The organism is Streptomyces sp. NRRL F-2664 (genome assembly GCF_000719345.1).
Lineage (GTDB): Bacteria > Actinomycetota > Actinomycetes > Streptomycetales > Streptomycetaceae > Streptomyces.
On the sequence record NZ_JOFX01000026.1, the window covers coordinates 44,086 to 68,651 of the forward strand.

The 24,566-nt window shown below is 74.2% G+C and carries 23 protein-coding genes; 12 read left to right on the top strand and 11 right to left on the bottom strand.

Annotated features, from left to right (window positions below; translation table 11 throughout):
* Positions 1–105 precede the first annotated feature (105 nt).
* The 4 genes from IF89_RS0122560 to IF89_RS0122575 form a co-directional block, all read right to left on the bottom strand.
* Positions 106–585, bottom strand: coding sequence for a nuclear transport factor 2 family protein (locus IF89_RS0122560; protein WP_043194278.1), 480 nt, complete (start codon positions 583–585; stop codon positions 106–108).
* A 69-nt stretch (positions 586–654) separates the two neighbouring features.
* Positions 655–831, bottom strand: coding sequence for a hypothetical protein (locus tag IF89_RS44685; RefSeq protein WP_106967693.1), 177 nt, complete (start codon positions 829–831; stop codon positions 655–657).
* A gap of 113 nt (positions 832–944) precedes the next feature.
* Complete coding sequence (locus IF89_RS0122570; RefSeq protein ID WP_030771009.1) at positions 945–1,823, bottom strand: undecaprenyl-diphosphate phosphatase; 879 nt, start codon at positions 1,821–1,823, stop codon at positions 945–947.
* Between the two features lie 48 nt (positions 1,824–1,871).
* Positions 1,872–2,600 (bottom strand): TVP38/TMEM64 family protein, encoded by a 729-nt coding sequence (locus IF89_RS0122575; RefSeq protein ID WP_030771014.1) that lies wholly within the window; start codon positions 2,598–2,600, stop codon positions 1,872–1,874.
* Between the two features lie 556 nt (positions 2,601–3,156).
* On the opposite strand from IF89_RS0122575, the gene tuf reads away from it, so the two are divergent.
* From tuf to IF89_RS0122590, 3 genes are all read left to right on the top strand, one after another.
* Entirely contained in the window at positions 3,157–4,338 is a 1,182-nt protein-coding gene (gene tuf, locus IF89_RS0122580) for an elongation factor Tu (RefSeq protein WP_030771016.1), read from the top strand.
* Positions 4,339–4,426: 88 nt separating this feature from the next.
* On the top strand, positions 4,427–5,284 hold the full coding sequence (locus IF89_RS0122585; RefSeq protein WP_030771019.1) for a patatin-like phospholipase family protein: 858 nt from the start codon (positions 4,427–4,429) through the stop codon (positions 5,282–5,284).
* Between the two features lie 118 nt (positions 5,285–5,402).
* Positions 5,403–6,194: a spermidine synthase gene (locus tag IF89_RS0122590; protein WP_234327842.1), complete on the top strand. Its 792-nt coding sequence runs from the start codon at positions 5,403–5,405 to the stop codon at positions 6,192–6,194.
* On the opposite strand, the gene IF89_RS0122595 is transcribed toward IF89_RS0122590, so the two are convergent.
* On the bottom strand, positions 6,181–7,536 hold the full coding sequence (locus IF89_RS0122595) for an MFS transporter (protein ID WP_030771022.1): 1,356 nt from the start codon (positions 7,534–7,536) through the stop codon (positions 6,181–6,183). The genes IF89_RS0122590 and IF89_RS0122595 overlap by 14 nt on opposite strands.
* Before the next feature lie 77 nt (positions 7,537–7,613).
* Positions 7,614–8,621, bottom strand: coding sequence for a hypothetical protein (locus IF89_RS0122600; RefSeq protein ID WP_030771025.1), 1,008 nt, complete (start codon positions 8,619–8,621; stop codon positions 7,614–7,616).
* A 96-nt stretch (positions 8,622–8,717) separates the two neighbouring features.
* On the opposite strand from IF89_RS0122600, the gene IF89_RS0122605 reads away from it, so the two are divergent.
* The 4 genes from IF89_RS0122605 to IF89_RS0122620 all read left to right on the top strand — a co-directional run bounded on the left by IF89_RS0122605 (position 8,718) and on the right by IF89_RS0122620 (position 12,904).
* Entirely contained in the window at positions 8,718–9,170 is a 453-nt protein-coding gene (locus IF89_RS0122605; protein WP_199820543.1) for a DUF4442 domain-containing protein, read from the top strand.
* A gap of 156 nt (positions 9,171–9,326) precedes the next feature.
* A complete protein-coding gene (locus IF89_RS0122610) occupies positions 9,327–9,527 on the top strand; it encodes a type II toxin-antitoxin system VapB family antitoxin (RefSeq protein WP_030771029.1) in 201 nt (66 codons plus the stop codon).
* A 115-nt stretch (positions 9,528–9,642) separates the two neighbouring features.
* Positions 9,643–12,174 (top strand): glycoside hydrolase family 3 C-terminal domain-containing protein, encoded by a 2,532-nt coding sequence (locus IF89_RS0122615; protein ID WP_030771030.1) that lies wholly within the window; start codon positions 9,643–9,645, stop codon positions 12,172–12,174.
* A gap of 58 nt (positions 12,175–12,232) precedes the next feature.
* Entirely contained in the window at positions 12,233–12,904 is a 672-nt protein-coding gene (locus IF89_RS0122620; protein ID WP_030771033.1) for a DedA family protein, read from the top strand.
* Positions 12,905–12,925: 21 nt separating this feature from the next.
* Here IF89_RS0122620 and IF89_RS0122625 read toward each other — a convergent pair whose 3' ends face one another.
* On the bottom strand, positions 12,926–13,468 hold the full coding sequence (locus IF89_RS0122625) for a gamma carbonic anhydrase family protein (protein ID WP_030771036.1): 543 nt from the start codon (positions 13,466–13,468) through the stop codon (positions 12,926–12,928).
* A gap of 138 nt (positions 13,469–13,606) precedes the next feature.
* Between IF89_RS0122625 and IF89_RS0122630 the strand changes: the two genes are divergently transcribed.
* The gene (locus IF89_RS0122630; protein WP_078628447.1) at positions 13,607–14,419 is read left to right on the top strand and encodes an acyltransferase; all 813 of its coding nucleotides are present in this window, start codon (positions 13,607–13,609) and stop codon (positions 14,417–14,419) included.
* Positions 14,420–14,447: 28 nt separating this feature from the next.
* Here IF89_RS0122630 and IF89_RS0122635 read toward each other — a convergent pair whose 3' ends face one another.
* Complete coding sequence (locus IF89_RS0122635; RefSeq protein WP_030771040.1) at positions 14,448–14,852, bottom strand: CoA-binding protein; 405 nt, start codon at positions 14,850–14,852, stop codon at positions 14,448–14,450.
* Between the two features lie 157 nt (positions 14,853–15,009).
* Between IF89_RS0122635 and IF89_RS0122640 the strand changes: the two genes are divergently transcribed.
* From IF89_RS0122640 to IF89_RS0122650, 3 genes are all read left to right on the top strand, one after another.
* On the top strand, positions 15,010–15,636 hold the full coding sequence (locus IF89_RS0122640; RefSeq protein ID WP_030771041.1) for a YigZ family protein: 627 nt from the start codon (positions 15,010–15,012) through the stop codon (positions 15,634–15,636).
* 84 nt (positions 15,637–15,720) lie between these two features.
* Positions 15,721–16,890, top strand: coding sequence for an exonuclease SbcCD subunit D (locus IF89_RS0122645; protein ID WP_030771043.1), 1,170 nt, complete (start codon positions 15,721–15,723; stop codon positions 16,888–16,890).
* Entirely contained in the window at positions 16,887–19,898 is a 3,012-nt protein-coding gene (locus IF89_RS0122650; protein WP_030771044.1) for an AAA family ATPase, read from the top strand. The genes IF89_RS0122645 and IF89_RS0122650 overlap by 4 nt, the downstream gene beginning before the upstream one ends.
* On the opposite strand, the gene IF89_RS0122655 is transcribed toward IF89_RS0122650, so the two are convergent.
* Positions 19,888–20,334, bottom strand: coding sequence for an Lrp/AsnC family transcriptional regulator (locus IF89_RS0122655; RefSeq protein WP_030771045.1), 447 nt, complete (start codon positions 20,332–20,334; stop codon positions 19,888–19,890). The genes IF89_RS0122650 and IF89_RS0122655 overlap by 11 nt on opposite strands.
* A 94-nt stretch (positions 20,335–20,428) precedes the next feature.
* On the opposite strand from IF89_RS0122655, the gene IF89_RS0122660 reads away from it, so the two are divergent.
* Positions 20,429–20,944, top strand: coding sequence for a rhodanese-like domain-containing protein (locus IF89_RS0122660; RefSeq protein WP_030771047.1), 516 nt, complete (start codon positions 20,429–20,431; stop codon positions 20,942–20,944).
* A gap of 132 nt (positions 20,945–21,076) precedes the next feature.
* On the opposite strand, the gene IF89_RS0122665 is transcribed toward IF89_RS0122660, so the two are convergent.
* Positions 21,077–22,780: a DUF885 domain-containing protein gene (locus IF89_RS0122665; protein ID WP_030771049.1), complete on the bottom strand. Its 1,704-nt coding sequence runs from the start codon at positions 22,778–22,780 to the stop codon at positions 21,077–21,079.
* Between the two features lie 255 nt (positions 22,781–23,035).
* Entirely contained in the window at positions 23,036–24,505 is a 1,470-nt protein-coding gene (locus IF89_RS0122670; RefSeq protein WP_030771051.1) for a GNAT family N-acetyltransferase, read from the bottom strand.
* Positions 24,506–24,566: the final 61 nt, after the last annotated feature.

A 24,566-nucleotide genomic window follows, 5' to 3' on the forward strand; every position in this document is an offset into this window, starting at 1 on the left:
GGGCAGTGCCGGGTGCGCCCGCCCTCCGGAAGGGCGGGCGCGGGCCCTTTCGCGTCGCTCGGGCGCAGTGGTGCCCCGCCGGGACCACGGAGGGGAGCAGCGGGCTCAGCGGGCCGGGACGGCCGTGTGACGCCATGTCTCGTGCACGGTCACACGGGTGAACCGCCAGCCGTCCGGGGTGCGGGCCAGCGCGAAGGTGTAGCGCCCGGCGGCCACGAAGTTCGGGGAGGTGACGACCGGGCCTTCGCCCTCGGGTCCTGCCAGCCGCATCGGATTGAGGAAGTCCGCCCGGACCTCGGCGCTGTCACCGGGGGAGCCGCCCACGTCCTCCAGCCGGATCAGCCGGTTGACGATCAGGTGCTGGCGCACGGGAAAGAGCTCCATGGTCTGCGCGAGCCACTGCGCGACCTGCGCCACCGGCCCCTCGATCCCGCCGGCCGAGCGGTAGTCGGCCCGCCCGCCGGTGGCGAAGAGGGCCCGGTAGGCGGTCCAGTCGCCGTCGTCGACGGCCACCGCGTAGCCCGTGACCACGTCGTCTATCGCCAGCCGGTCCATCACCGTCGCGAGATCCACACGCTGAGTCATCGGGACAGTGTGGGGCTGCGCGGGCGTCAGGCCAAGAGGCGTGCGCCCACCGGACCCCGCCGCGGCGCGTCAGTGACCGGAACGAGCCTCCCGCTGCCGGACCACGACGAGGAACGCGTCACTGGCCAGATCCATGACCACCTCGGCCGGCACGCCCTCCCGCATCCGCTGCGCCGCATACTCCTCGGCGGGCCAGCTCCCCCTCGGACTTCCGGCCGGAAAACGCTCCAGCACCACTCGACCCATGGGACACCCCCTGCTGCTTGCACCAGTGCCTTCTTCTGGACAACGACGCGGAGGCCGCCCGGGAACGTTCCCGGGCGGCCTCCGATTCACGCGAAGTGGTGGATTCCCCGCCGCTACGAGCCGGACTCGCCGGCGTGCGGGCTCAGCACATCCGTGCCGATCAGCACGAACAGCACGATGCCGAGGACGATCCGGTAGATCACGAACGGCATGAAGCTCTTGGTGGTGATGAACTTCATGAACCACGCGATCACGGCGTAGCCGACGAAGAAGGCGATGACCGTGGCGAAGACCGTCGGGCCCCACGAGATGTGGCCCGGCTCCTCGACCACGTCCTTGATCTCGAAGGCGCCGGAGGCCAGCACGGCCGGGATGGCCAGGAGGAAGGAGTACCGGGCAGCCGCCTCGCGCGTGAAGCCCAGGAGCAGGCCGCCGGAGATCGTCGCACCGGAGCGCGATACGCCCGGGATCAGGGCCATCGCCTGGCAGAAGCCGAAGATCAGGCCGTCCTTGACGCCCAGCTGCTGGAGCGTCTTGCGCTCGCGGATCGCCCGGTGCCGGCCGCCCTCCTCGTCGCGGGCGGCGAGCCGGTCGGCGACGCCCAGCACGATGCCCATCACGATGAGGGTGGTGGCCGTCAGCCGCAGGTCGCGTGCCGGACCCACGATCGCGTCCTTGAAGACGAGGCCGAGGACACCGATCGGCAGCGAGCCGACGATCACCAGCCACCCCATCTTCGCGTCCTGTTCGGACCGCAGGGCCTTCGTGTAGAGGGAACGGAACCAGGTGGAGACGATCCGCGCGATGTCCTTGCGGAAGTAGATCAGAACGGCCGCCTCGGTGCCGATCTGCGTGATGGCCGTGAAGGCCGCACCTGGGTCGTGCCAGCCGGCGAATGCCGCGGTCAGCCGCAGGTGGGCGCTGGAGGAGATCGGGAGGAACTCCGTAAGCCCCTGGACGAGACCGAGGATTAGGGATTCGAACCAGCTCATGTCGGGGTGCGCTCGTCCTTGTGATCGTCGGGCAGTTCGCCCCCGATGCTAGGGCCCGTGCGAAGCGCCGCTGACCACAGGGGGGTGCTGGGGCGTCAGTTCGTACGCCGCACCCCCGGTCCGAGGGGGTGCCAGACGGTGCCTCTTGCGCCAGCCGACGACTCCCGCGGCCACCACGGAGACCACGATGAAACCGAACGAGACCAGGAACGCCGGGGATCCGGGGGAGGAGGCGCTCGCCCCCGCGATCACGTACGCCGTCGTGTTCGGGACGACGCCGAGCGCCGTCGCGAGCAGGAAGGGCGTCCAGCCGCAGCGGGACACCGCAGCGGCGTAGTTGGCCACCACGAAGGGCACCCCGGGGAAGAGCCGCACCGCCAGCATCGAGCGGAAGCCGTGCCGGCTGAGCTGGCCGTCGGCCGCTTCGAGCAGGCGCCCGCGCAGGAACGGACGCAAAGCCTCCTGCCCCATCATCCGCCCGAGCCCGAAGGCGATGCCGGCGCCCAGCACGGTGCCCCCGACCGCGGCGACGAGGCCGAACTGCGTGCCGAAGACCGCCCCCGCGGCCAGGTTGAGCAGGGGACGCGGCACGAAGGCCGCGGAGCACACCCCGTACACGGCTGCGAACGACAGGACGGCCGCGCCCACCGGAAGACCGGGGGGCCAGCCCTCGGACAGGATCCGCTGGGGCTCGTAGACCAGCACGCACCCGCCGGCCGCCGCGAGCAGCACGACGAGCAGCGCCAGCCGGGTCCGGGGCGTGAGGAGGAGGGGCATCCCGGGAGGGTAGCCGAGGGATGCGGCATCGCGCCGTAATGCGGGCCTCATGCGGTCGAACGCCGGACGGCCTTCCGGGGCTCCCTCCCAGCCACCACCCCGCGGCCTTCCCCGGCTTCCCCGCACCGCTGCGCCGCACCCCGTCGAGGGCAGTGACCAAGAACACGCTCCGCCGCCCGCGCAGACCGACTGCACGGCGGTCGCGCCGGACCCGCCGGCGGCTTCCCTGACGCGCCTCCCGCCGGCCGCCGCCCGCGCGCGAGGCCCTCAAGGACACCTGCCCGGACCCCCGTTCACCCGCCGGTCCACCGGTAAACCGTTCGACGGACGCGGCGCGGTCCGGCAGGATCGGGGACATGTCCCGGTACGCCTTCCCCGCAGCGCCGTCCGCAGTCGCGGATGCGCCGAAGGCTGCCGCGTTCGCGGGCGCACCCGCCCTCGCCGCATGCGACGGCGCACGAAGCTGACCCTTCCCGGATCGTCCGGCGGACCCCGCAGGGGGAGGGTCGGCCCGGCTCAGGGGTCCCGTCCACGCTTCGAACAACGGGAAAGAGACATGGCCAAGACGGCCTTCGTGCGGACCAAGCCGCACCTCAACATCGGCACCATGGGTCACGTCGACCACGGCAAGACCACCCTCACCGCCGCCATCACCAAGGTCCTCGCCGAGCGCGGGGGCGCCTCCTTCGTGCCCTTCGACCGCATCGACCGGGCCCCCGAGGAGGCCCGCAGGGGCATCACCATCAACCTCACGCACGTCGAGTACGAGACCGACACCCGCCACTACGCCCACGTCGACATGCCCGGCCACGCGGACTACATCAAGAACATGGTGACCGGGGCCGCGCAGCTCGACGGCGCGATCCTCGTCGTCTCCGCGCTCGACGGGGTCATGCCGCAGACCGCCGAGCACGTGCTCCTCGCCCGCCAGGTCGGCGTCGACCACATCGTGGTCGCGCTCAACAAGGCCGACGCCGGGGACCCCGAGCTGACCGACCTGGTCGAGCTGGAGGTGCGCGAGCTGCTCACCGCGCACGGGTACGGCGGCGACGGCGCGCCCGTCGTCCGGGTCTCCGGGCTCCGGGCGCTGGAGGGCGAGCCACGGTGGACCGGGGCGATCGAGGCCCTGCTGGACGCCGTCGACACCTACGTGCCGACGCCGGTGCGGTACACGCAGGCGCCCTTCCTGCTCCCGGTGGAGAACGTGCTCACCATCACCGGCCGCGGCACGGTCGTCACCGGCGCGGTCGAGCGCGGCAGCGTGCGCCTCGGCGACCCCGTCGCCGTCCTGGGCGGTGACGGCGAGCCGGTCGAGACGGTCGTCACCGGCCTGGAGACCTTCGGCAGGCCCATGGAGTCCGCCGAGGCCGGGGACAACGTGGCCCTGCTGCTGCGCGGCGTGCCCCGCGACGGCGTGCGCCGCGGGCACGTGGTGGCCGCGCCCGGCAGCGTGACGCCGCAGCGCCGCTTCAGCGCGCAGGTCTACGTGCTGTCCGGGCGCGAGGGCGGCCGGACCACCCCGGTCGCCAGCGGCTACCGGCCGCAGTTCTACATCCGCACCGCCGACGTGGTGGGGGACGTGGACCTGGGGACCGCGGGCGTCGCCCGGCCCGGCGAGACGGTCACGATGACCGTCGAGCTCGGACGGGACGTCCCGCTGGAGGCGGGCCTCGGGTTCGCGATCCGCGAGGGCGGACGGACCGTCGGTGCGGGGACGGTGACGGCCGTCCTGGGCTGACCCGCCCGAGAGGGACCCCCCCGTGGTGACGGCAGGACGGCTGCGCCAGACTGCCGTCACCACAGGCATGCACGGAGGGCGGGCGGAGATGGGCGGCGGCACGGCACTGGTGCTCGGCGGTGGCGGACTGACCGGCATCGGCTGGGAGTGCGGGATCCTCTACGGGCTCGCCCGCGCGGGAGTGGACCTCACCACCGCCGACCTGGTCGTCGGCACGTCCGCCGGCTCGGTGGTCGGCGCCCAGCTCACCGCCGGCCGGCTGGACCCGCAGGAGCTGTACGAACGCCAGCTGGGCGACGCCTCCGGGGAGACCGTCGCGAAGCTGGGCGCGGGCGTCATCGCCCGGTACGCGCTGGCGATGGCCCGTTCACGCGGGGATGCGGCCGGCTACCGCCGACGGGTCGGAGCCATGGCCCTGGCCGCGGACACCGGCCCCGAGGCCGAACGCCGCAAGGTGCTGGCCGCCCGGCTGGTCTCCCACGAGTGGCCCGAGCGGCGGCTCGTGATCACCGCCGTCGACGCGCTCACCGGCGACCTGAAGGCCTTCGACCGGGACAGCGGCAGCGGGCTCGTCGACGCGGTCGCCGCGAGCTGCGCCGTGCCCGGCGTGTGGCCGCCGGTCACGGTCGGCGGGCGCCGCTTCATCGACGGAGGCATCCGCTCCGCCACCAACGCCGACCTCGCCGCCGGCTCGGCACGCGTGGTGATCATCGCTCCGATCGCCCTCGGCTCCGGGCTCGTCCCCGCACCGGCTGTACAGGCGGCCCGGCTGCGGGCTGCGGGGGCCCGGGTCCTGCTCATCACCCCGTCGGCCGCGGCCCGCAAGGCCTTCGGGCGCAACGTACTCGACCCCGGCCGTCGCGATCCGGCCGCCCGAGCCGGCCTGGTGCAGGCCGCGGAGTATGTCGCGGAGGCGGCCGCCGTCTGGTCGGACCCGGCGGCCTGACGCCCGGCGCCGCCCGCGGTCCGCCGTCCGGGGCCGTGGAGGGGTGCCGGACAATGGAGCGGTGAGCGACGAACGGATCCCGGTGGTACGGGACGTGGGCCAGGGCACCGCCAAGCTGATGCCGGACGTCGACGGGGAACGGGCCTGGCTGCTGACCGTCGACGGGGCCCCGCAGTCCTATGTGGACCTGGACGATCCGCTGCACCTGGAATTCGAGTACGTACGCCGCCTCGCGCACGTCCTCGACTGCGCGGCGGAGCCGGGACGCCCGCTGGACCTACTGCACCTGGGCGGCGGTGCGCTCACCCTGCCCCGCTACGCCGCCGCCACCCGGCCCGGCTCCCGGCAGGAGGTGGTGGAGTTGGACGCGGGCCTGGTCGAGCTGGTCACCGAGCACCTGCCGCTGCCGGCGGATTCCGGGATCACGGTGCACACCGCGGACGCCCGGGCCTGGCTGGGGGGCGCGCCCGCGCGGAGCGCGGACATGGTGGTGGCCGACGTGTTCGGCGGCTCGCGGGTGCCGGCGCAGCTGACCTCCCTGGAGTACGCGCGGGAAGCCGCCCGCGTACTGCGGCCCGGCGGGCTGTACGCGGCGAACCTGGCGGACGGGGCGCCCTTCGACTTCCTGCGGAGCCAGCTGGCCAACTTCGCGACCGCCTTCGCGGAGCTCGCCCTCCTCGCCGAGCCGTCCGTGCTCAGGGGCCGGCGCTTCGGGAACGCCGTGCTGCTGGCCTGCGACACCCCGCTGGACGTGGCGGCGCTGGCCCGCCGGTGCGCGTCCGACGCCTTCCCCGCCCGGGTCGAGTACGGCGACGGCCTCGCCCGCTTCCTCCGGGGCGCGGCCCCCGTCGCCGACGCCGACGCCGGCCCCTCGCCCGCGCCGCCGGAGGGCGCCTTCAGCCTGGGGTGAGACGGGACGAGGGCGACGCGGAGGCGGACGCGGCCGCGGACCCGGGTGCGGCGTCGGCCGCGACGGGACCGACGCTCGTGCGGCCGGACGGCCTGCGCGTCATGCGGCGCACGTCCGGGACGAGCAGGACCAGGGCCGTGACGAGGACGACCAGGCCGGCGCAGCCCCACAGGGCCTCGGTCCGCCCGAAGGCCGATTCGACCGGGCCCGCCAGGGCCGTGGCCAGCGGGAGCATCGAGACCGACCCGAACCAGTCGTAGGCGGAGACCCGGGAGAACTTCTCCTCGGGGATCTCCTGGTGCATCGTCGTCATCCAGTTCACGCCGAAGACCTCGATCGCGGCTCCGCTGACGAACATCACCGCGCACAGCCCCCACACCGGCAGCGGTACGGCCAGGCCCGCGGACGGCAGCGCCAGCGGGAACACGCACAGCGTGCCGACCAGCAGCAGCCGCCGGGGCTTCCACACCATCATCAGGACGGCCCCGGCGATGGTGCCGACCCCGAACAGGGCCAGGGCCAGCCCCCAGGGCGCCGACCCGCCCAGCCGGTCCCGGGCGACCAGCGGACCGTAGACCGCCTCCGCGGCGCCGACGACGGCCACGACGACGGAGAACTGCAGGACGATGCTCCACAGCCAGGGCCGGGTGTGGAACTCCACCCAGCCCTCCCGCAGATCGGCCAGCAGCCCGCCGCCGGCGGCCCGGTCGGGCGTACCGCTGACGTCGAGGAAGGCGCGCATCGCCCCGGCGACCGCGAACGCCGCCGCGTCCACGGCGAGCACCCAGCCCGGGCCCATCGCGGCGATCATGGCTCCGCCGAGGGCCGCTCCGCCGATGCCCGCGCCGTTCATGGCCATGCGGAAGAGGGCGAAGGCGCGGTTGGCGTGTTCACCGGAGACCGTGGACAGCAGCATGCCCTCGGCCGCCGGGTTGAAGAAGGCCGTACCGGTGCCGCACAGGGCGGTCAGCAGCATCATCTGCCACAGCTGCGGGTCGCCGGTGAGGACGAGCAGCGCGAAGACGGCCTGGGAGAGGCAGTTGAGGGCATTGGCCGCGACCATCACCCGGTGGCGCGGCAGCCGGTCGGCCACGGCGCCGCCGACGAGCAGGAAGAGGACGAGCGGGAGTGTGCGGGCGGCCGCGACGAGGCCCACGTCGCCGCTCGATCCGCCGGCTTCCAGGACGGCGAAGGCGGAGGCGATGAGCGCTCCGTGACTGCCGAGGTTGGTGACCACCGCGGCGCCCGTGAGCAGGGTGTAGTTGCGGCCGGCCCACTCCGGGCGGCTGCGGCGGGGGCGGGGCGCGGGCGTACGGTGCGGTGCGGCGGGGGGAGAACTCACCCCCGGACTATCGCCGCCCCGGGCCCGGAATCCAAACGGACTCCGGGCGCCGGGGCGGGGACGGGCTCAGCCGGAGATCATCCCGTGGTGAGCCGGATGGAGCTGAGGATCTTGTCGGAGATCTCCGTGGGGACCTCTTCCTTCACGCCGGCCGCGGTGACCAGAGCGAAGCTGGCGAAGTCGCCCGCGGCGTTCTTGAAGGCGAAGCCGACCGCCTTGCCGTCGGTGGAGCACTTGTGCTCCTTCTTCACGTTCGGCGCGGTCGCGACCACCATGTGGCCCTTGATGCCGGAGGAGGTCGTGAACTCCTTGGGCTCGGTCACCTTGACCGTCCCCTTGGGCTCCTTCTGCGCGAAGCCCGCCCACACCCAGGTGCCGGTGTTGTCCGTGGCCGCCTGGGCGGTGTCCTTGGCGCCCTGGGCTCCCTTGACGCCGCTGTCGGCGATCGAGAACTTCTCCAGGTTGCCGTCGGCGTCCTTGTCGACCGTGCACCACTCGCGCTTGAGGGTGGCGGTACCGGACATCGTGATGACGGGCTTGCCGTCGTTCTTGACCTCGTCGTCGTAGAAGAGCGAGACGCCGGGGTCGTTGACGTTCCACTCCTGCGGGACGTCGTAGGCGACGTTGTACTTCGTGTTGGTGACGACCTTCCAGCCCGGGACGACGGGCTGCATGGCGCCGCCGGCCCGCGGGTTGGGGCTGCTGCCGGCCGGGGCCGGCGCCTCGACGGGGGCGCTCGCGGCGGGCGGCTTGTCGTTGGCCTCGGTGGTCTTGTCGTCCCGGGTCAGGACGTACGCGCCGGTCGCGGCGGCGGCCACGACGACCGCGGAGGCCGCGACGATGGCCACGGTCTTCGTCGAGTAGGGGCTCCCGCCGGAGGCCTGCGGCTGCTGGGGCGGCTGGGGCTGGCCCCAGTGCTGGCCCGACGGCTGCTGGTAGCCGGGCTGCTGCGGGTATCCGTAACCGGGCTGCTGCTGGTACGGGTTCGGCTGCGCCGGCTGTCCCGGCGGCTGCGCGTACGGGTTCTGATGCGCGTCCTGGGGGTTCTGCTCGCCCCCGGGCGGCTGCTGCTGTCCTGGCCACATGGCCGGTAACGATAGTGGGAGCGGTCGGTGGGAGCCACGGCCGCCCCCCGGTGACCTCTGGTCAATCCTGTCTACTCGCGGGTAACATCGCGTCCCATGAGCGCAGACCAGATGAACGTGGGCGAACTGCTCGCCGCCACCGTGCCGATGGCCCGAACCCTGAACCTCGAGTTCCTGGAGACCACCCCCGAGCGCGCCGTCGTCCGGCTCCCGGACCAGCCCGACTTCCACAACCACGTCGGCGGCCCGCACGCCGGCGCCATGTTCACCCTCGCCGAGTCCGCGAGCGGCGCCATCGTCCTGGCCGCCTTCGGTGAGCAGCTCTCCCGGGCCGTGCCCCTCGCCGTCAAGGCCGAGATCGGCTACAAGAAGCTCGCCAAGGGCGTCGTCACCGCCACCGCCACCCTCGGCCGCCCGGCCGCGGAGGTCGTCGCCGAACTCGACGCCGGCGGCCGCCCCGAGTTCCCGGTCACCGTCGCCATCCAGCGCGAGGACGAGGCCGTGACGGGCGAGATGACGGTCGTCTGGACCCTGCGCCCCAACGCCTGACACCGGTCGCGTACGTGCCCGCCGCTCCTGCGAGCAGCGGGCGCGTACTGCTTTCCGGCACGCCGGGGCGCAACCGGGTGCACCGGCCGTGCCGTCGTACGGGCGGGGCCCCACCGGACGGTCTAGAGTCCTCGCACGACGATGGAGGGGGCACGCGTGGCCAAGGTCAATATCAGCCTCGACGCCGAACTGGTGGTGGAGGTGATGGTGCTCGCCGGGGTCGGCTCACCGCAGGACGCGGTCGAGGCCGTCGTCCGGGACTACATCGCCCGCGGACACCGCACCGAGGCGCGCATCCAGAGCCAGGATGAGCCCCGGCGCGTCGCCGACGGCCTGCCGCCCCGGCCGGAGGGCTGAACCTGCGCGCCCGCGGTGGCGCGTCCCGGTCCCGTGCGTGCCCGTACGGCGCACAGTGGCCCGGGGGGCGGTCCGGCGAGGGCCGCTCCCGCCCACAGGCGCCGCAGGGAGCACCATGAGCGAGGACGTGTCCAGACGTTCGGCGATGCGGCTGCTCGCGGCGGCCGGCGCGGCGGGCGCGACGCTCTCCACCGGCGGCTGCACCGCCACCCTGCCACCGCCCGACGCCCGTCCCACCGGCTCCGGGACCGGCGCCGAGGCCGCCCCCGCAGCCGGCAGCGGGACCGGGACGGGAGGTGCCGCCCGTATCGACGCGCTGGTGGAGCAACTCACCCTCGACGAGAAGACCGCCCTGCTGCACGGCGCCCCCGACCCCGCCCCCGAGGGCCAGGCCGGCTACCTGCCCGGCGTACCGCGGCTCGGCATCCCGGCCCTGCGGCTCGCCGACGGGCCCGCCGGAGTACGGGTCTCCCGGCCCGCCACCGCACTGCCCGCGCCGGTGCTGCTCGCCTCCGCCTTCGACCCGGCGCTGGCCCGCGAGTACGGACGCGTCATCGGCCGCGAAGGCCGGGCCCTCGGCCAGGACGTCGTCCTGGCCCCCATGGCCAACCTCATCCGCACCCCGTATGCCGGACGGAACTTCGAGACCCTCTCCGAGGACCCGCAGCTCACCGCCGACCTGGTCGGCGAGCTGGTCCGCGGCATCCAGGAGGAGGGACTCATCGCCACCGTCAAGCACTTCGCCCTCAACAACCAGGAGCAGGGCCGCGACACCGTCGACGTGTCCGTCGGCGAGCAGACCCTGCACGAGACCGAGCTGCGGGGCTTCGAGGCGGCCGTGGCGGCCGGCGTCGGCGCCGTGATGGGTGCCTACAACAAGGTCAACGGGGTCCACGCCTGTGAGAGCAGGCCGCTGCTCGACGAACTGCTGCGCCAGCGCTGGGGGTTCGACGGCTGGGTGGTCTCCGACTGGGGCGCCGCCCACAGCACCGTCGCCGCCGTCCGGGCCGGCCTGGACATGGAGATGCCCGGCGGCACCCACTTCGGCGGACCGCTGCGGGAGGCTGTACGCGGCGGCTCCGTTCCGGAGGCCGCCGTCGACCAGGCCGTGCACCGGATCCTGGCCACCATGGACCGCTTCGGCCTGCTGGCCGCGCGCCGCCCCGCCCGGCCCGCGCACGACGCGGCGGCGGGGGCCCGGGTCGCCCGCAAGGTGGCCGCCGCCGGAGCGGTGCTGCTGCGCAACGAGCACGAGACCCTGCCGCTGACCGGGGCCGCGGCACGCTCGATCGCGGTGATCGGCCCGACCGCCCGGGTGCCGTTCACCGGCGGCGGGGGCAGCTCGCACGTAGTGCCCGACGGCGCGGACGCGCCGCTCACCGCCATCAGGCGGCGCGCCGGGAGCGGATCGACCGTGCGCCACGCCCTCGGCGAGGACCTCTTCGGACGGCCGCTCCCGGCGAAGCTGCTCACTCCGGCCGCCGACCTGGAGCACCGCGAGGTCGGCCCCGGACGCGTCTGGACCCACGAGGGCGCCTTCCACCTGGCGGCGGACGACGAATGGACCCTGCTGGTCCACTACACCGGGAAGCGGCCCGGCGTACGCCTCGACGGGGAGGAGCTCTTCCCCGTCCGGCAGGGCGTTGCAGAGCACTACGCGGGCGGCCTCCTCGGCACCGCGCCCGACGGCATGGCCGTGCGCCGCCGGACCCTCCCGCTCAAGGCCGGCACCCACCGGCTCGCCGTGACCGCAGCCGGCGGAGACAGGGGCCAGCGGATCCGCCTGCGCCACATCACGGGGGCGATCCGGGCCGCTGACCTCGCCGAGGCGGTCCGGACAGCGAAGGGGGCCCACAGCGTGGTCCTGTTCGCCTACGAGGACGCCACGGAGGGCGCGGACCGGACCTCGCTGGCGCTCCCGGGCGGGCAGGAACGGCTGATCGAGGCGGTGGCCACGGCGAACCCCCGTACGACGGTGGTGCTCAACACCCCCTCGGGCACGACCATGCCGTGGCTCTCCCGTACCGCAGCGGTCCTGCAGATGTACTACCCGGGACAGGAGGGCGCCGGAGCCACGGCCGACGTCCTCTTCGGCGACGTGGACCCCGGCGGCCGACTGACCCAGACCTTTCCGGCCGACGAGCGCACCACCCCGGTCGGCGCGGACCCTTCGCGCTATCCGGGAGTGGGCGGCCGGCAGGAGTACTCCGAGGGCGTCCACGTCGGCCACCGCTGGTACGACGCCCGGGGGAAGGCACCGCTCTTCCCCTTCGGACACGGCCTGTCGTACACGACCTGGCAGTACGAGAAGCTCGCGGTCCGGACGCAGCGCGCGGGACTGCGCGTGGAGTTCACCGTCCGCAACACCGGCCGTCGCAGGGGCACGGAGGTGGCCCAGGTGTACGTCGGCCCGTCCGAGGACCTCCGGCTCGACCAGCCGGTGCGCGCACTCGCCGGGTACCGGCGGATCACGCTGGCGCCGGGAGCCGCGCAGCGCGTGAGCGTCGACGTCGACGCCCGGACGCTGTCGTCGTGGGACCCGCAGCGGCACGCCTGGGTGCTGGGCTCCGGCCGCCGCGAGGTGTTCGCAGGGCGTTCCTCCCGGGAGCTTCCGCTGAGGTCGAAGATCGTGCTGGGGAGCCGGTAGGCTGCCCGCTCGGCGTGCCAGAGGGGGCGCGCCGGGGACGATTCGGAAGGACGTACCGGTGCACATCCAGGAATGGCTGGAGACGATTCCGGCGGTCAGCATCTATCTCCTGGTGGGCCTGGTCATCGGCCTGGAGAGCCTCGGCATCCCCCTGCCGGGTGAGATCATCCTGGTGAGCTCGGCGCTGCTGGCCTCGCAGCACGGGGAGATCGACCCTGTGGTGCTGGGGCTGTGCGCGATCACCGGCGCGATCGTGGGCGACTCGATCGGCTACGCCATCGGCCGCCGGGGCGGCAAGCCGCTGCTGGACCGGCTGGGCCGGCGCTTCCCCAAGCACTTCGGGCCCCAGCAGGTCGCCCTGGCGGAACGCTCCTTCGAGAAGTGGGGCGTGTGGGCCGTCTTCTTCGGCCGTTTCGTGGCGCTGCTGCGGATCTTCGCCGGCCCGCTGGCGGGTGTGCTGCGCATGCCGTACTGGCGCTTCCTCGTCGCCAACGTCCTCGGCGGGATCCTCTGGGCGGGCGGGACCACGGCCGTCATCTACTCGGTCGGCATCGTCGCGGAGCCGTGGCTGAAGCGGTTCTCCTGGCTGGCCCTCGGCCTCGCGGTGGCGTTCGGGCTCGCGGTGACGCTGGTGGTGCGCAACCGCATGAAGAAGGCGGCCCAGGCTGCCGCGCCGACCGGCGCGGAGATCCCCGCGCAGCCGGCCGCCCCCGCCGCCGTCGGCGACTGACGGCGGCACGGGGCGCACTCCTCAGGAGCCCATCACCGAGGAGCGGTGCTGCTCCGCCAGCTCCACGTACATCTGCGCATTGACCTTGATGCCCTCGCGCTCCTCGGCCGTCAGCTCGCGGCGTACCTTCGCCGGGACCCCCGCCACCAGCGAGCCGGGCGGGACCACCATGCCCTGCGGGACGAGGGCCTGCGCGGCGACCAGGGAACCGGCCCCGATCACCGCGCCGTTCAGGACGGTGGCGCCCATCCCGATCAGGCAGTCGTCCTCGACGGTGCAGCCGTGCACGACGGCGTTGTGGCCGATGGACACGCGCTCGCCGATGGACACGGGGAAGCCGGGGTCCACGTGCAGCGTGCAGTTGTCCTGCACGTTGCTGTCGGCGCCGAGCGTGATGGGGCCGCAGTCGGCGCGCAGGACCGCCGAGTACCAGATGCTGGCGCCGGCGGCGAGGGTGACGTCGCCGACCACGACCGAGGTGGGTGCGGTGAAGGCCGAGGGGTCGATGTCGGGGTTTTTGCCGCCGACACCCGCCACGAGTGCCTGGGCCGCCTGGTGGTTCATGTGCTCTTCCTCATCGTCGGTCGTCCGGTTGCCGCGCTACCGGCACCGTAGGCCACGCCGCCCGTCGTACCGGCGATGGGGTGAAGATCACAGGACCGCGGTCCGGACGGGCGTCGCCGGGCGCACTACCGTGGCCGGGTGCCGAAGAAAAAGAACACGTTCTCATCCGTGGCGGTCCTGCGCCGCCGGCTGGCGAGCCGCGTGGTCCACACCGGCTGGCGCTGGATGCAGCAGGCCGGCGCCGTGACCGCGCAGACGCCGGGCCGGCTGCGCTTCGGTGCGATCGGGGACGGCACCCGGCTCGCCTTCCCGCAGGGCACGGTCTTCGGCGAGCGGTGGATCCGGCTCGGCGGGCACTGCATCATCGGGGAGCAGGTCACCCTCACCGCCGGGATGATGCCGGACCTCGACCTGGGGGCGGAGCCGATGCTGGTGCTCGGCGACGGGGTGGTCATCGGCCGGGGCAGTCACGTCATCGCCGACGCCCCCATCGAGATCGGTTCCAACACCTTCTGCGGGCCGGGCGTGTACATCACGTCCACGAACCACAGTTACGACGATCCGCACGAGCCCGTCGGCCGGCAGTGGCCGCGCAGTGCGCCGGTGGTGATCGGTCCCGGGTGCTGGCTCGGCACGGGCGCGGTGATCCTCCCCGGAGCCCGGCTGGGCCGCAACGTCGTCGTGGCCGCCGGGGCGGTGGTGCGGGGTGAGGTGCCCGACCACGCCGTGGTGGCGGGGGCGCCGGCGCGCATCGTGCGGCGCTGGACGCCGGAGTCGGGGTGGCAGCCGCCGCTGCGGACCCCGGCGCCCGTGCCCGTGCCGGACGGCATGACGTCGGAGCAGCTGCGGGGACTGGCCGCGCTCGCCGAGGCCGAACCGGCTGCGGCGGAACGGGCTGCGGTGGACCGGGCCGGGGTGGAACGGGCCGGGGTCCAGCGCGCGGACGCCTGACGCGCACGGCTCCCGGCCGCGGGCTCGGCTAGAGCGCGGGGATCTCGATCGCCGGGCAGCGGTCCATGACCATCGCCAGCCCGGCCTCGCGGGTCCGGTCGTAGGCGGCCTCGTCGATGACGCCGAGCTGGAACCAGACGGCGTCGGCGCCGACGGCGGCCGCCTGGTCGGCCACCGCTCCGGCCAGTTCGCTGTTGACGAAGACGTCGACGACATCCACCTTGAACGGGATCGCCTCCAGCGAGGGGTACCCCGGCTCGCCGTGCACGGTCTCGGCCTTGGGGTGCACCGGGACGACGCGCTTGCCGTACTGCTGCAGCACGCGCGCCACCCCGTACGCGGCCCGGTCCCTGTTGTTCGACAGGCCCACCACGGCCCAGGTGTCACCGAGCTCGGTGAGGATCTTCCGAATGGTCGCCGGATCGCCGTACATGCGCCGCCTCCTGTTGATGCCGTATGCCGGTCCTGCTGGTGCTCAGCCGCATCAACCCCGAAGCCCCGCGCCGGATTCCCGCACGCCTCATCCGGGGGGCCGGGGCCCCCGGGCGGACCGGCCGGGGGCGGGCGGGAGAACGGCTTAGGGTGGAGCGGTGAAGGCAGACCAGTACGTGACGGTGTCCCGCGAGGGCGTGCACGAGGCGGAGATCAACCGCTCGCGCTTCCTGTGCTCGCTCGCGCCCGCCGCGACCGAGCAGGAGGCGCAGGACTTCGTCGCGCGGATCCGCAAGGAGCACCCCACCGCCACGCACAACTGCTACGCGTACGTCATCGGAGCCGACGCCGCCGTCCAGAGGGCCAGCGACGACGGCGAGCCGGGCGGCACCGCCGGGGTGCCCATGCTGCAGATGCTCCTGCGCCGTGACGTCCGTTACACCGTGGCCGTCGTCACCCGCTACTACGGCGGCGTCAAGCTGGGCGCCGGCGGGCTGATCCGCGCCTACGGCGGGGTCGTCGGCGAAGCCCTCGACGCACTCGGCACCGTCACCCGGCGGCGCTACCGGCTGGCCACCGTCACCGTAGACCACCAGCGGGCCGGCAAGACGCAGAACGACCTGCGCGCCACCGGCCGGACCGTGGTGGACCTGCGCTACGGGGCCGACGTGGAGATCGAGGTCGCCCTCCCCGAGGCGGACCTGCCCGCCTTCGAGGCCTGGCTCGCCGACAGCACGGCCGGAACCGCCGCCCTCACCCTCGGCGGAGAGACGTACGCGCCCTGAGCGCCCCCGGGGACGGGTTAGCGTAGTGGGGTTCAGCGAGCGGAGACGACCAGGGGGAGACGGCATGTGCGGCGGTGCCGGCCAGTGAAGTTCCTGCACACCTCCGACTGGCACCTCGGCCGGGCCTTCCACCGGGTGAACCTGCTCGGCGCCCAGGCGGCCTTCGTGGACCACCTCGTGGAGACCGTCCGCACGCACGAGGTCGATGCCGTCCTCGTCGCGGGCGACGTCTACGACCGGGCCGTGCCCCCGCTGCCCGCCGTCGAGCTGTACGACCGGGCCCTGCACCGCCTCGCCGCACTCGGCGTGCCCGTTGTCATGATCTCCGGCAACCACGACTCCGCGCGCCGGCTCGGGGTGGGGGCGGGGCTGATCGGCCGCGCCGGGATCCACCTGCGCACCGACCCGGCCGGCTGCGCCGATCCCGTCGTCCTGGCCGACGCCCACGGCGACGTGGCCCTGTACGGCCTGCCCTACCTGGAGCCCGCCCTGGTCAAGGACGAGTTCAGCGCGCGGAAGGTCAGCCACGAGGCCGTCCTGGGCGCGGCCATGGACCGGATCCGGGCCGACCTCGCCACCCGCCCGCCCGGCACCCGGTCCGTCGTACTGGCGCACGCCTTCGTCACCGGAGGGCAGGCCAGCGACAGCGAACGCGACATCAGCGTCGGCGGCGTCGAGGCCGTGCCCGCCTCCGTCTTCGACGGGGTGGACTACGCCGCCCTCGGCCACCTCCACGGCTGCCAGACGATCAACGAACGGGTCCGCTACTCCGGTTCCCCCCTCGCCTACTCCTTCTCCGAGGCCGGCCACCGCAAGACGATGTGGCTGATAGAACTCGGCGCGCGGGGGGAGATCGTCACCGCCGACCGCATCGACACCCCTGTACCGCGCGCACTCGCCAGGCTGCGCGGCCGGATCGACGACCTGCTCGGGGACCCCGTCCACGCCGTGCACGAGGACGCCTGGGTGGAGGCGACCCTCACCGACCCGGTCCGCCCCGACGACCCCATGGCCCGCCTCGCCGCGCGCTTCCCGCACATCCTCACCCTCGCCTTCGACCCCGAGGGCCGCCGCGAGGAGACCGGCGCCTCCTACGCCCAGCGCCTGCACGGCCGTACCGACCAGCAGATCGCCGAGGACTTCGTCGCCCACGTCCGCGGCGGCGGCCGGCCGGACGAGGCCGAACGGGCCGTCCTGCAGGGCGCCTTCGACGACGTGCGCGTCGACGACAGTGCCCGGGAGACCCACCGATGAGGCTGCACCGGCTGGCCGTCACCGCCTTCGGGCCCTTCGCCGAACCCCAGGAGATCGACTTCGACGCCCTCTCCGGCGCGGGCATCTTCCTGCTGCACGGCCCCACCGGCGCGGGCAAGACCTCCGTCCTCGACGCCGTCTGCTACGCCCTCTACGGATCCGTTCCGGGCCCCCGCCAGGCCCCCGGCACGAGCCTGCGCAGCGACCACGCCGCCGCCGGCACCCCCACCGAGGTCACCCTCGAACTCACCGCGGGCGGCCGCCGCCTGGAGATCACCCGGCGCCCCGAACAGGAGCGTCCGAAGAAGCGCGGCACGGGCACCACCAAGGACAAGGCACAGAGCCGGCTGCGCGAACACACCGGTGCGGGGTGGGAGGCGCTCAGCCGCTCCCACCAGGAGATCGGCGAGGAGGTCGAGCAGCTGCTCGGCATGAGCCGCGAGCAGTTCTGCCAGGTCGTACTGCTGCCTCAGGGGGAGTTCGCGCGGTTCCTGCGCGCCGACGAGGCGGCCCGCGGCCGGCTCCTCGGCCGCCTCTTCGACACGCGGCGCTTCGCCGCCGTCGAAACCCTGCTCGGGGAGCGGCGCCGGGCCGCCGAGGCCGAGGTCCGGGCCGGCGACGAGAAGGTGCTCCACACCGCCCAGCGCCTCGCCCAGGCCGCCGGGGACTGCGCCGACCTGCGGGCCTGGCCGCTGCCCGGGCACCAGCCCGGCGACCCCGGGCTGGCGGAGGCGGTCCGCGCCTGGGCGGCCGTCGCGCGCTGCTCGGCCCGGGAGCGGCTGGACGTCGCCGAATACGCCCTGGCCGCCGTCGAGGGCCGGTACGCCGCCGCCCGGCGGGCCGCCGAGGAGGCGCGGGAACTGGACCGGCTCCAGCGCCGGCACGCCGAGACCGCCCGCCGGGCCGCCCTGCTCGCCGCGGCGGAACCCGAGCGGGAGCGGGTACGCGGCCTGCTGGACGGGGCCCGGCGGGGAGCCCTGGTGGCCCCCGCCCTGGAACTGCGCGGCGCAGCCTCCGCGGCGCACCTCGCCGCCGCACACGCCGAGACGGCGGCCCGGGCCGAACTGCCGCCCCCACTGCGGGAGGCGGGCGCCGACCAGCTGGCCACCGTCGAGCAGCGGCTGCGCGAGGAGCTGGGCGCACTCGCAGCCGCCCACCGTGCCGAGCAGCGCAGCGCCGAGATCGGCCGCGAACGGGCCGACCTGGAACGGGAGTCCCGCGCCGCCGAGGAGCAGCACCAGGAGTCCGCCGAGTGGCTGGAGCGATGGGCGCAGACCCGCGCCACGCTGCAGGAGCGGGTGGACGCCGCCCAGCAGGCTGCGACCCTGGCCGAGCAGCTCGCCGGCAGGCTGGAGTCGGCCCGGACGAACCTGAACGCCGCCCGCAGGCGGGACGAGTTCGCCGCCGACGCCGAACGCGCCGAGGGTGAGCTGCTGGACCTGCGCGAGGAGTCGGCCGCCGCCCGCGAACGCTGGCTGGAGCTCAAGGAGGCGCGGCTGCGCGGCATCGCCGCCGAACTCGCCGAGGCGCTGGTGGCAGGAGAGGCCTGCACCGTGTGCGGATCCGCGGAGCACCCGGAGCCGGCCCGCCCCGCACCCGGTCACGTGGACCGGGCCGCCGAGGACGCCGCCCACACCGCCTTCGAGGAGGCCGAGCGGGCCCGGGCCGCCGTCGAGCGACGGCTCGCCGCCGCCCGGGAGGCCCGGGCCGAGGCCGCGTCCGCTGCGGGGGAGACCCCCACCGTCGAACTCCTGCGCACCCTTACTGATCTGACGACCCGCCATGCCGCCGCCCACGCCGCGGCCGCCGGCCTGCACGCGGCCCGCGAGCAGCTCGCCCGGGCCGAACGTGAGCACGCCGTGCGCAGTGCCGACCGGCTGGGCGCCGAGACCCGGGCCGCCGCCCGGGCCTCCCGCCGTGAGGCCCTGGACCGGGAGCAGGCCTCGCTCGAAGCGGAACTCGCCCGCGTACGCAAGGACGCCCCGACCGTCGCGGCCCGCGCCCGCACCTTGGAGGACCGGGTGCGGACCGTCGCCGCGGCCGCTGCCTGCCTGCGCCGCGCCGAGACGTCCGCCGCCCGGCTGAAGGAGGCCGACGACCAGCTCGCCGACGCGGCCTTCAAGGCGGGTTTCGACACCATCGAGGCCGCCGCCGACGCCGTCCTCCCCGAGTACGAACGCACCGCCCTCCAGCACCGGATGGACGCCTGGCAGGCGGAGGAGGCCCTGCTGGCGGACCGCCTCGGCGAGACGGACGCCGCCGAGGCCGCGGTGCTGCCGCCGGCCGCACCGGACGCCGCCGAGGCGTATGCGGCCCAGGCCGCGGCGAAGCTCCGTACGGCGGGCTCCGCCTGCGACGCGGCCCGCGTCCGCTGCGCCGAGCTGGACCGGCTCTCCCGGCAGGCCGAGCAGGAACTGCGCGCGCTCGGGCCGCTGCGCGAGGCCTACGACCGGGTGGCCCGGCTGGCCGGACTGACCGCCGGCACCTCGGCCGACAACGAGCGCAGGATGCGTCTGGAGGCGTACGTCCTGGCCGCCCGCCTGGAGCAGGTCGCCGCCGCCGCGACGGTACGGCTGCTGCGCATGTCCGGCGGCCGCTACACCCTGGTGCACTCCGACGCGCGGGCGGGCGGACGGGGCCGGTCGGGCCTCGGGCTGCACGTGGTCGACGCGTGGACCGGCATCGAACGAGACACCGCCACCCTGTCGGGCGGCGAGACCTTCTTCGCCTCGCTCGCCCTCGCGCTGGGCCTCGCCGACGTGGTCACCGACGAGGCGGGCGGCACGCGCCTCGACACCCTCTTCATCGACGAGGGCTTCGGCAGCCTCGACGACGAGGCGCTGGACGAGGTGCTCGACGTCCTGGACTCCCTGCGCGAACGCGACCGCAGCGTCGGCATCGTCAGCCACGTCGCCGATCTGCGGACCCGCGTCCAGGCGCAGCTGCAGATCGTCAAGCAGCGCGGCGGATCCGTCGTGCGCCACAGGACGGCGGCGCTCACGGACTGAGCGGGCGGCGGGGCAGCGGAGAGGAGTAGACGACGCTCGTCGTCACCGACCCGAGTCCGGAGATCCGGCCGGTCACCTCCTCCAGGTGCCCCATCGAGCGGGTGGCCACCTTGAGGACGAAGCAGTCGTCGCCCGTGACGTGGTGCGCCTCCAGGATCTCCGGCGTGGCCTCCATCAGGTCGTGGAACGGCTTGTAGTTGCCGTGCGGATAGCGGAGCCGGACCAGGGCGAGGATCGACTTGCCGAGTTTCTCCGGGTCCACCACGGCCGTGTACCCGGTGATCACACCGGCCTCCTCCAGCCTGCGGACCCGCTCGGTGACGGCGCTCGCGGACATGGCCACGGAGCGGGCGAGCTCGGTGAAGCCGGCCCGGCCGTTGCGCTGGAGGGCTTCGAGGATCCGCCAGTCGGTGGCGTCCGGGGAATAATCGGTCATGCGGCAGATGTAGCAGGGGATTCCCCGGCGGAGCAAGGAAGATGCCGGGAAAAGTCACTTCCGGTGCCGATCGTCGGCTCGTAGATTTCCGACCATGACGACGACGCAGAACGCTTCCCCGGCCCCTTCCGCGGCCCACCCCGTACTCCGCGTGCCCCCGGCCTCCCCGGCCGCGGCCGCCGCGTACTTCGCCGCGAGCCTGGCCTTCCACGCCGACGTCTCGGACGTCGCGAGCGCCTTCGCGGCCCACCGCGCGTCCGGAGCCGACCTGGGCTTCCAGCTCGTGGACTCCCGGTCCACGCCCGCCTGGGACCAGGCGCACGTGCCCGGCGCCGTCCACCTGCCCACCGCCCTCGTCCCCGAGCAGGCCGAACGGCTCCTGGACAAGGACGTGCCCGTGGTGACGTACTGCTGGGGCCCCGGCTGCAACGGCGGGGCCCGCTCCGCCCTCGCCCTGGCCGAACTCGGCTTCCAGGTGAAGGAGATGCTCGGCGGGATCGAGTACTGGATCCGCGAGGGCTTCGAGGTCGAGACCTGGCAGGGCGTGCAGCGCCGCGCCGAGGCGGACCCGCTGACCGCGCCGACCGACGGGGACGACTGCGGCTGCTGACGGGTCCGCGCGACGCGGACGGGCCGCTCACCCCCCGGGGGAGATGAGCGGCCCGTCGGGCATGCGGTGAGGGGCGGCGCGGGGGCGGGCCGCATCGTGCCGAGCGGGGCCGCACCGCTTCGTGCCGTGCCGTCAGAGCTTCGACAACTCGTCCAGCAGGTCGTCCAGGCCCAGCGAGCCCTGCGACAGCGCCGCCATGTGCCATGCCTTCAGGTCGAAGGAATCACCGTGCGCGGCACGCGCGTTGTCCCGGCCCATCAGCCAGGTGCGCTCACCCAGCTTGTAGCCGATCGCCTGCCCCGGCATCGACAGGTAGCGGGTCACTTCGCTCTCCACGAACTCCGCGGGCCGGCCGCTGTGCAGGCCGAAGAACTCCTGCGCGAGGTCCACGGTCCACCTCTCGCCCGGGTGGAACGGCGAGTCCGCCGGGATCTCCAGACCCAGGTGCATCCCGATGTCCACGATGACCCGCGCCGCGCGCATCATCTGGCAGTCCAGGTAGCCCAGGCGCTGTTCGGCGTCCTTGAGGTAGCCCAGCTCGTCCATCAGCCGCTCCGCGTACAGGGCCCAGCCCTCGCAGTTCGCGCTGACCCAGCCGACGGTGGCCTGGTAGCGGGAGAGCCGGTCGGCCACGTGCGTCCACTGCGCGAGCTGCAGGTGGTGGCCCGGCACACCCTCGTGGTACCAGGTGGACACGAGGTCGTACACCGGGAAGCGGGTCTGGCCCATCGTGGGCAGCCAGGTGCGGCCCGGACGGGAGAAGTCCTCCGACGGGGAGGTGTAGTACGGGGCCGCGGGGCCGCCCGGAGGGGCGATGCGGGACTCCACCCTGCGGACGCGCTCGGCGAGTTCGAAGTGGGTGCCGTCGAGGTTCTCGATGGCCTCGTCCATCAGGCCCTGGAGCCACGCCTGGACCTCGTCCACCCCCTCGATGTGGGTGCCGTGGTCGTCGAGGTGCTTCAGCGCCTCCCAGGGACCCGCCCCCGGCAGGATCTTGCCCGCCTCGGTCTTCATCTCGGCGAGCAGCCGGTGGTACTCCGACCAGCCGTAGGCGTAGGCCTCGTCCAGGTCCAGGTCGGTGCCGTTGAAGTAGCGGGACCAGCGGGCGTAGCGCTCGCGGCCCACGGTGTCCGGCCGGCCCTCCACGGCGGGCGCGTACACCGCCGTCATCCAGTCGCGCAGTTCGACGACGGCGGCGGTCGCGCCGGCGGCCGCCCCGTCCAGCTCGGCGCGCAGGGACTGCGGGCCGTTCGAGGCGAAGTCCTCGAAGAAGGCCGCCGCGGTGCCGTCCTGGCCGGCCCAGGTGGTCAGCTGTCCGATCATGGTCGCGGTGGCGCGCGGGCCGCCGTACAGGCCGCGATCGAGCCCCAGCCGGAGGCTCTCGCGGTAGCCGGCGAAGGCGGCCGGGACGGCGCGCAGCCGCTCGGCGATCGCCGTCCAGTCCTCGTCGGTGTCGGCCGGGGTCAGGGAGAAGACCTCGCGGACGGAGTGCACGGGGCTGTGGATGTTGCTGACCGCGCGCAGGTCCTCGTCGGCCGCGTGGACGGCGAGTTCGGCGGTGAGGCGCTCGCGCAGCAGGCGTCCGCAGCGCCGCTCGGCGTCGGAGTCGGCGCCGGGCAGGGCTTCGGCGGCGTCGAGGCGGGCCAGGGTCTCACGGGCGAGCTCGGCGACGGCCGCGCGGCCCGCCGGGGAGAAGTCCGGGAGCTTGGCGGAGCTCTCGGCTACACCCAGGTACGTACCGGTGATCGGGTCGAGGGCGATCAGGCCGTCGACGTAATCGTCGGCCACCTGGCGGGGCAGCCGGGGGGCGCTGCCGGTGTGGAGGGTCTCTGACATGCGGCCATCTTCTTACGGCGGGCGCGCTCCCGTCATCACCGATTGTCGTCAGCCTGCTGACGGGGGCCGGAGCACGGCTGCCCGGTGCGGCCGCGAGAGATCAATCCGCCCTGAATACAAGTGACTTCGCGGTCCGGTGGGGATGCAGTGGCCAGTGGTGCGGGCCGGAGTTTGGCCGGATCCGGACGCAGGCGGGCCGCCCGCCCCGCCGGGAGCGGGCGGCCTGCCTGCGAGCGGCCGCGGGGCGACCGGGCCTCACCGGGGGTGGCGCGGGGCCCGGTGCTCGTGCGGCTGTACGAGGGGCAGCCCGTGCGCGGGGCGCGAGCCGGCCGGTGCCTTCTCCAGCCGCGCGGTGATCACCAGGGTGCCCTCCTCGATCTGGTAGTCGAGGGGCAGGCCGAGGCCGCGCATGGCGGCGACCATGCCGGTGTTCGCGGACTGGGTGACGGCGTACACGCTGTCGCACCCGGCCTCGACGGCCATGGCCAGGAGCCGGCGCAGCAGCTCGGAGCCGATGCCGCGGCGCTGCCAGTCGTCCTCGATGAGCAGGGCGACCTCGGTCTCGTCGCCGTCCCACAGCAGGTGGCCGAGGGCGACGAGCCTCCCGGACGCGGTGGTCGCGGCGAGGGTGCGGCCGAAGCGGGGGCTGAGCAGGTGGCCGAGGTAGCGGTCGGCGTCGGCGACGGGGCCGTGGTAGCGCAGCCCGAGGGTGCGCTCGGAGCAGCGGTCGTGCATGGCCCGGGCCGCGGCCAGGTCGGAGCCGTCGGCCCGGCGCACCGTGATCTCGTTGCCCTCGGGGAGGGTCAGGACGTCCTGGCTGCGGGGGACGCGCGGGCCGAGCCGGGCGTCGAGCTCGACCAGGGCGCGGGCCCGGGCGAACTCGGTCGGGGTGAAGGGCAGGTAGGGCCGCTCCACCGTGATCGCGCCGCCGGAGGGGTCGCGCAGTCGCATGACGGTGGCCTCCAGTACGCCCTCGACGGGGGCCTGCGCGCCGGAGTTGGGGCGGCCCGAGAGGGTGGTCGCCGGGATCGAGTGGATCGTGCAGCGGCCGAGCAGCTGGCGCAGGGCGAGGGGCAGCTCCGCGGCGTCCAGCGCCGTGCGCGTGGCCAGGCCCAGCAGCCGCGTCGGGGTGTCGACGAGGTCGTGGGCGTCGGCGCGCTCGATCCACGTGCTGTGGCCGCCGGCCCGGGAGACGGCGCGGGTGAGGTCGGCGGAGGGGAGCTGCTGGGGTGCGCGCAGCAGGAACTCGTCCACGGTGCCGCCCTCGGGCAGCGGGTGCGTCTGGAGGGTCAGGATGTCGACGTCGTGACGGGCGAGGGCGGTGCACAGGACGGCCAAGGACCCGGGCTCGTCCCGTACGGTCGTGCGCATCCGCCACAGGGCGGTGGTTGCGCCGGCGGCCGCCGGACCACCTGCGGCGGTGGCCGTGGCGGTCGAGGTGGCGCCGGTGGCGGGCGCCGACGGGGCCGGATCGCCCGGCGGCGGCGTGCTGGACGGCGGCGCATGGCTGTGGCGCCGCGCCCACCACGTGTGGAAGGCCGCCGTCACCAGCAGCGCGACGGCCGAGGCGACCAGCAGGATCGGGCCCCTGGGACCGTGCACGACGAGATTGGCGATGGCGTCGGCGACGGCGACGGCGCAGAAGAGGGCGGCGAGTTCGACGACATCGCGGCGCCAGTGGTGACGGTGGGAGCGCTGGGCGGGGGCGTGGTTACGGTCAGTCATGCACACCACTGTTGCGCAAGGGTGTTGCGTGATCACGAACGAACTGTGACCGCCTGGTTAA

Coding starts and splice junctions, on each gene's coding strand:
- IF89_RS0122600 (WP_030771025.1), bottom strand. CDS start 8,621: ATGTGGCCAGGACAGCAGCAGCCGCCCGGGGGCGAGCAGAACCCCCAG.
- IF89_RS0122625 (WP_030771036.1), bottom strand. CDS start 13,468: ATGAACCACCAGGCGGCCCAGGCACTCGTGGCGGGTGTCGGCGGCAAA.
- IF89_RS0122665 (WP_030771049.1), bottom strand. CDS start 22,780: ATGTCAGAGACCCTCCACACCGGCAGCGCCCCCCGGCTGCCCCGCCAG.
- IF89_RS0122655 (WP_030771045.1), bottom strand. CDS start 20,334: ATGACCGATTATTCCCCGGACGCCACCGACTGGCGGATCCTCGAAGCC.
- IF89_RS0122590 (WP_234327842.1), top strand. CDS start 5,403: ATGCCGGACGTCGACGGGGAACGGGCCTGGCTGCTGACCGTCGACGGG.
- IF89_RS44685 (WP_106967693.1), bottom strand. CDS start 831: ATGGGTCGAGTGGTGCTGGAGCGTTTTCCGGCCGGAAGTCCGAGGGGG.
- IF89_RS0122570 (WP_030771009.1), bottom strand. CDS start 1,823: ATGAGCTGGTTCGAATCCCTAATCCTCGGTCTCGTCCAGGGGCTTACG.
- IF89_RS0122575 (WP_030771014.1), bottom strand. CDS start 2,600: ATGCCCCTCCTCCTCACGCCCCGGACCCGGCTGGCGCTGCTCGTCGTG.
- IF89_RS0122650 (WP_030771044.1), top strand. CDS start 16,887: ATGAGGCTGCACCGGCTGGCCGTCACCGCCTTCGGGCCCTTCGCCGAA.
- IF89_RS0122670 (WP_030771051.1), bottom strand. CDS start 24,505: ATGACTGACCGTAACCACGCCCCCGCCCAGCGCTCCCACCGTCACCAC.
- IF89_RS0122605 (WP_199820543.1), top strand. CDS start 8,718: ATGAGCGCAGACCAGATGAACGTGGGCGAACTGCTCGCCGCCACCGTG.
- tuf (WP_030771016.1), top strand. CDS start 3,157: ATGGCCAAGACGGCCTTCGTGCGGACCAAGCCGCACCTCAACATCGGC.
- IF89_RS0122615 (WP_030771030.1), top strand. CDS start 9,643: ATGAGCGAGGACGTGTCCAGACGTTCGGCGATGCGGCTGCTCGCGGCG.
- IF89_RS0122660 (WP_030771047.1), top strand. CDS start 20,429: ATGACGACGACGCAGAACGCTTCCCCGGCCCCTTCCGCGGCCCACCCC.
- IF89_RS0122585 (WP_030771019.1), top strand. CDS start 4,427: ATGGGCGGCGGCACGGCACTGGTGCTCGGCGGTGGCGGACTGACCGGC.
- IF89_RS0122635 (WP_030771040.1), bottom strand. CDS start 14,852: ATGTACGGCGATCCGGCGACCATTCGGAAGATCCTCACCGAGCTCGGT.
- IF89_RS0122560 (WP_043194278.1), bottom strand. CDS start 585: ATGACTCAGCGTGTGGATCTCGCGACGGTGATGGACCGGCTGGCGATA.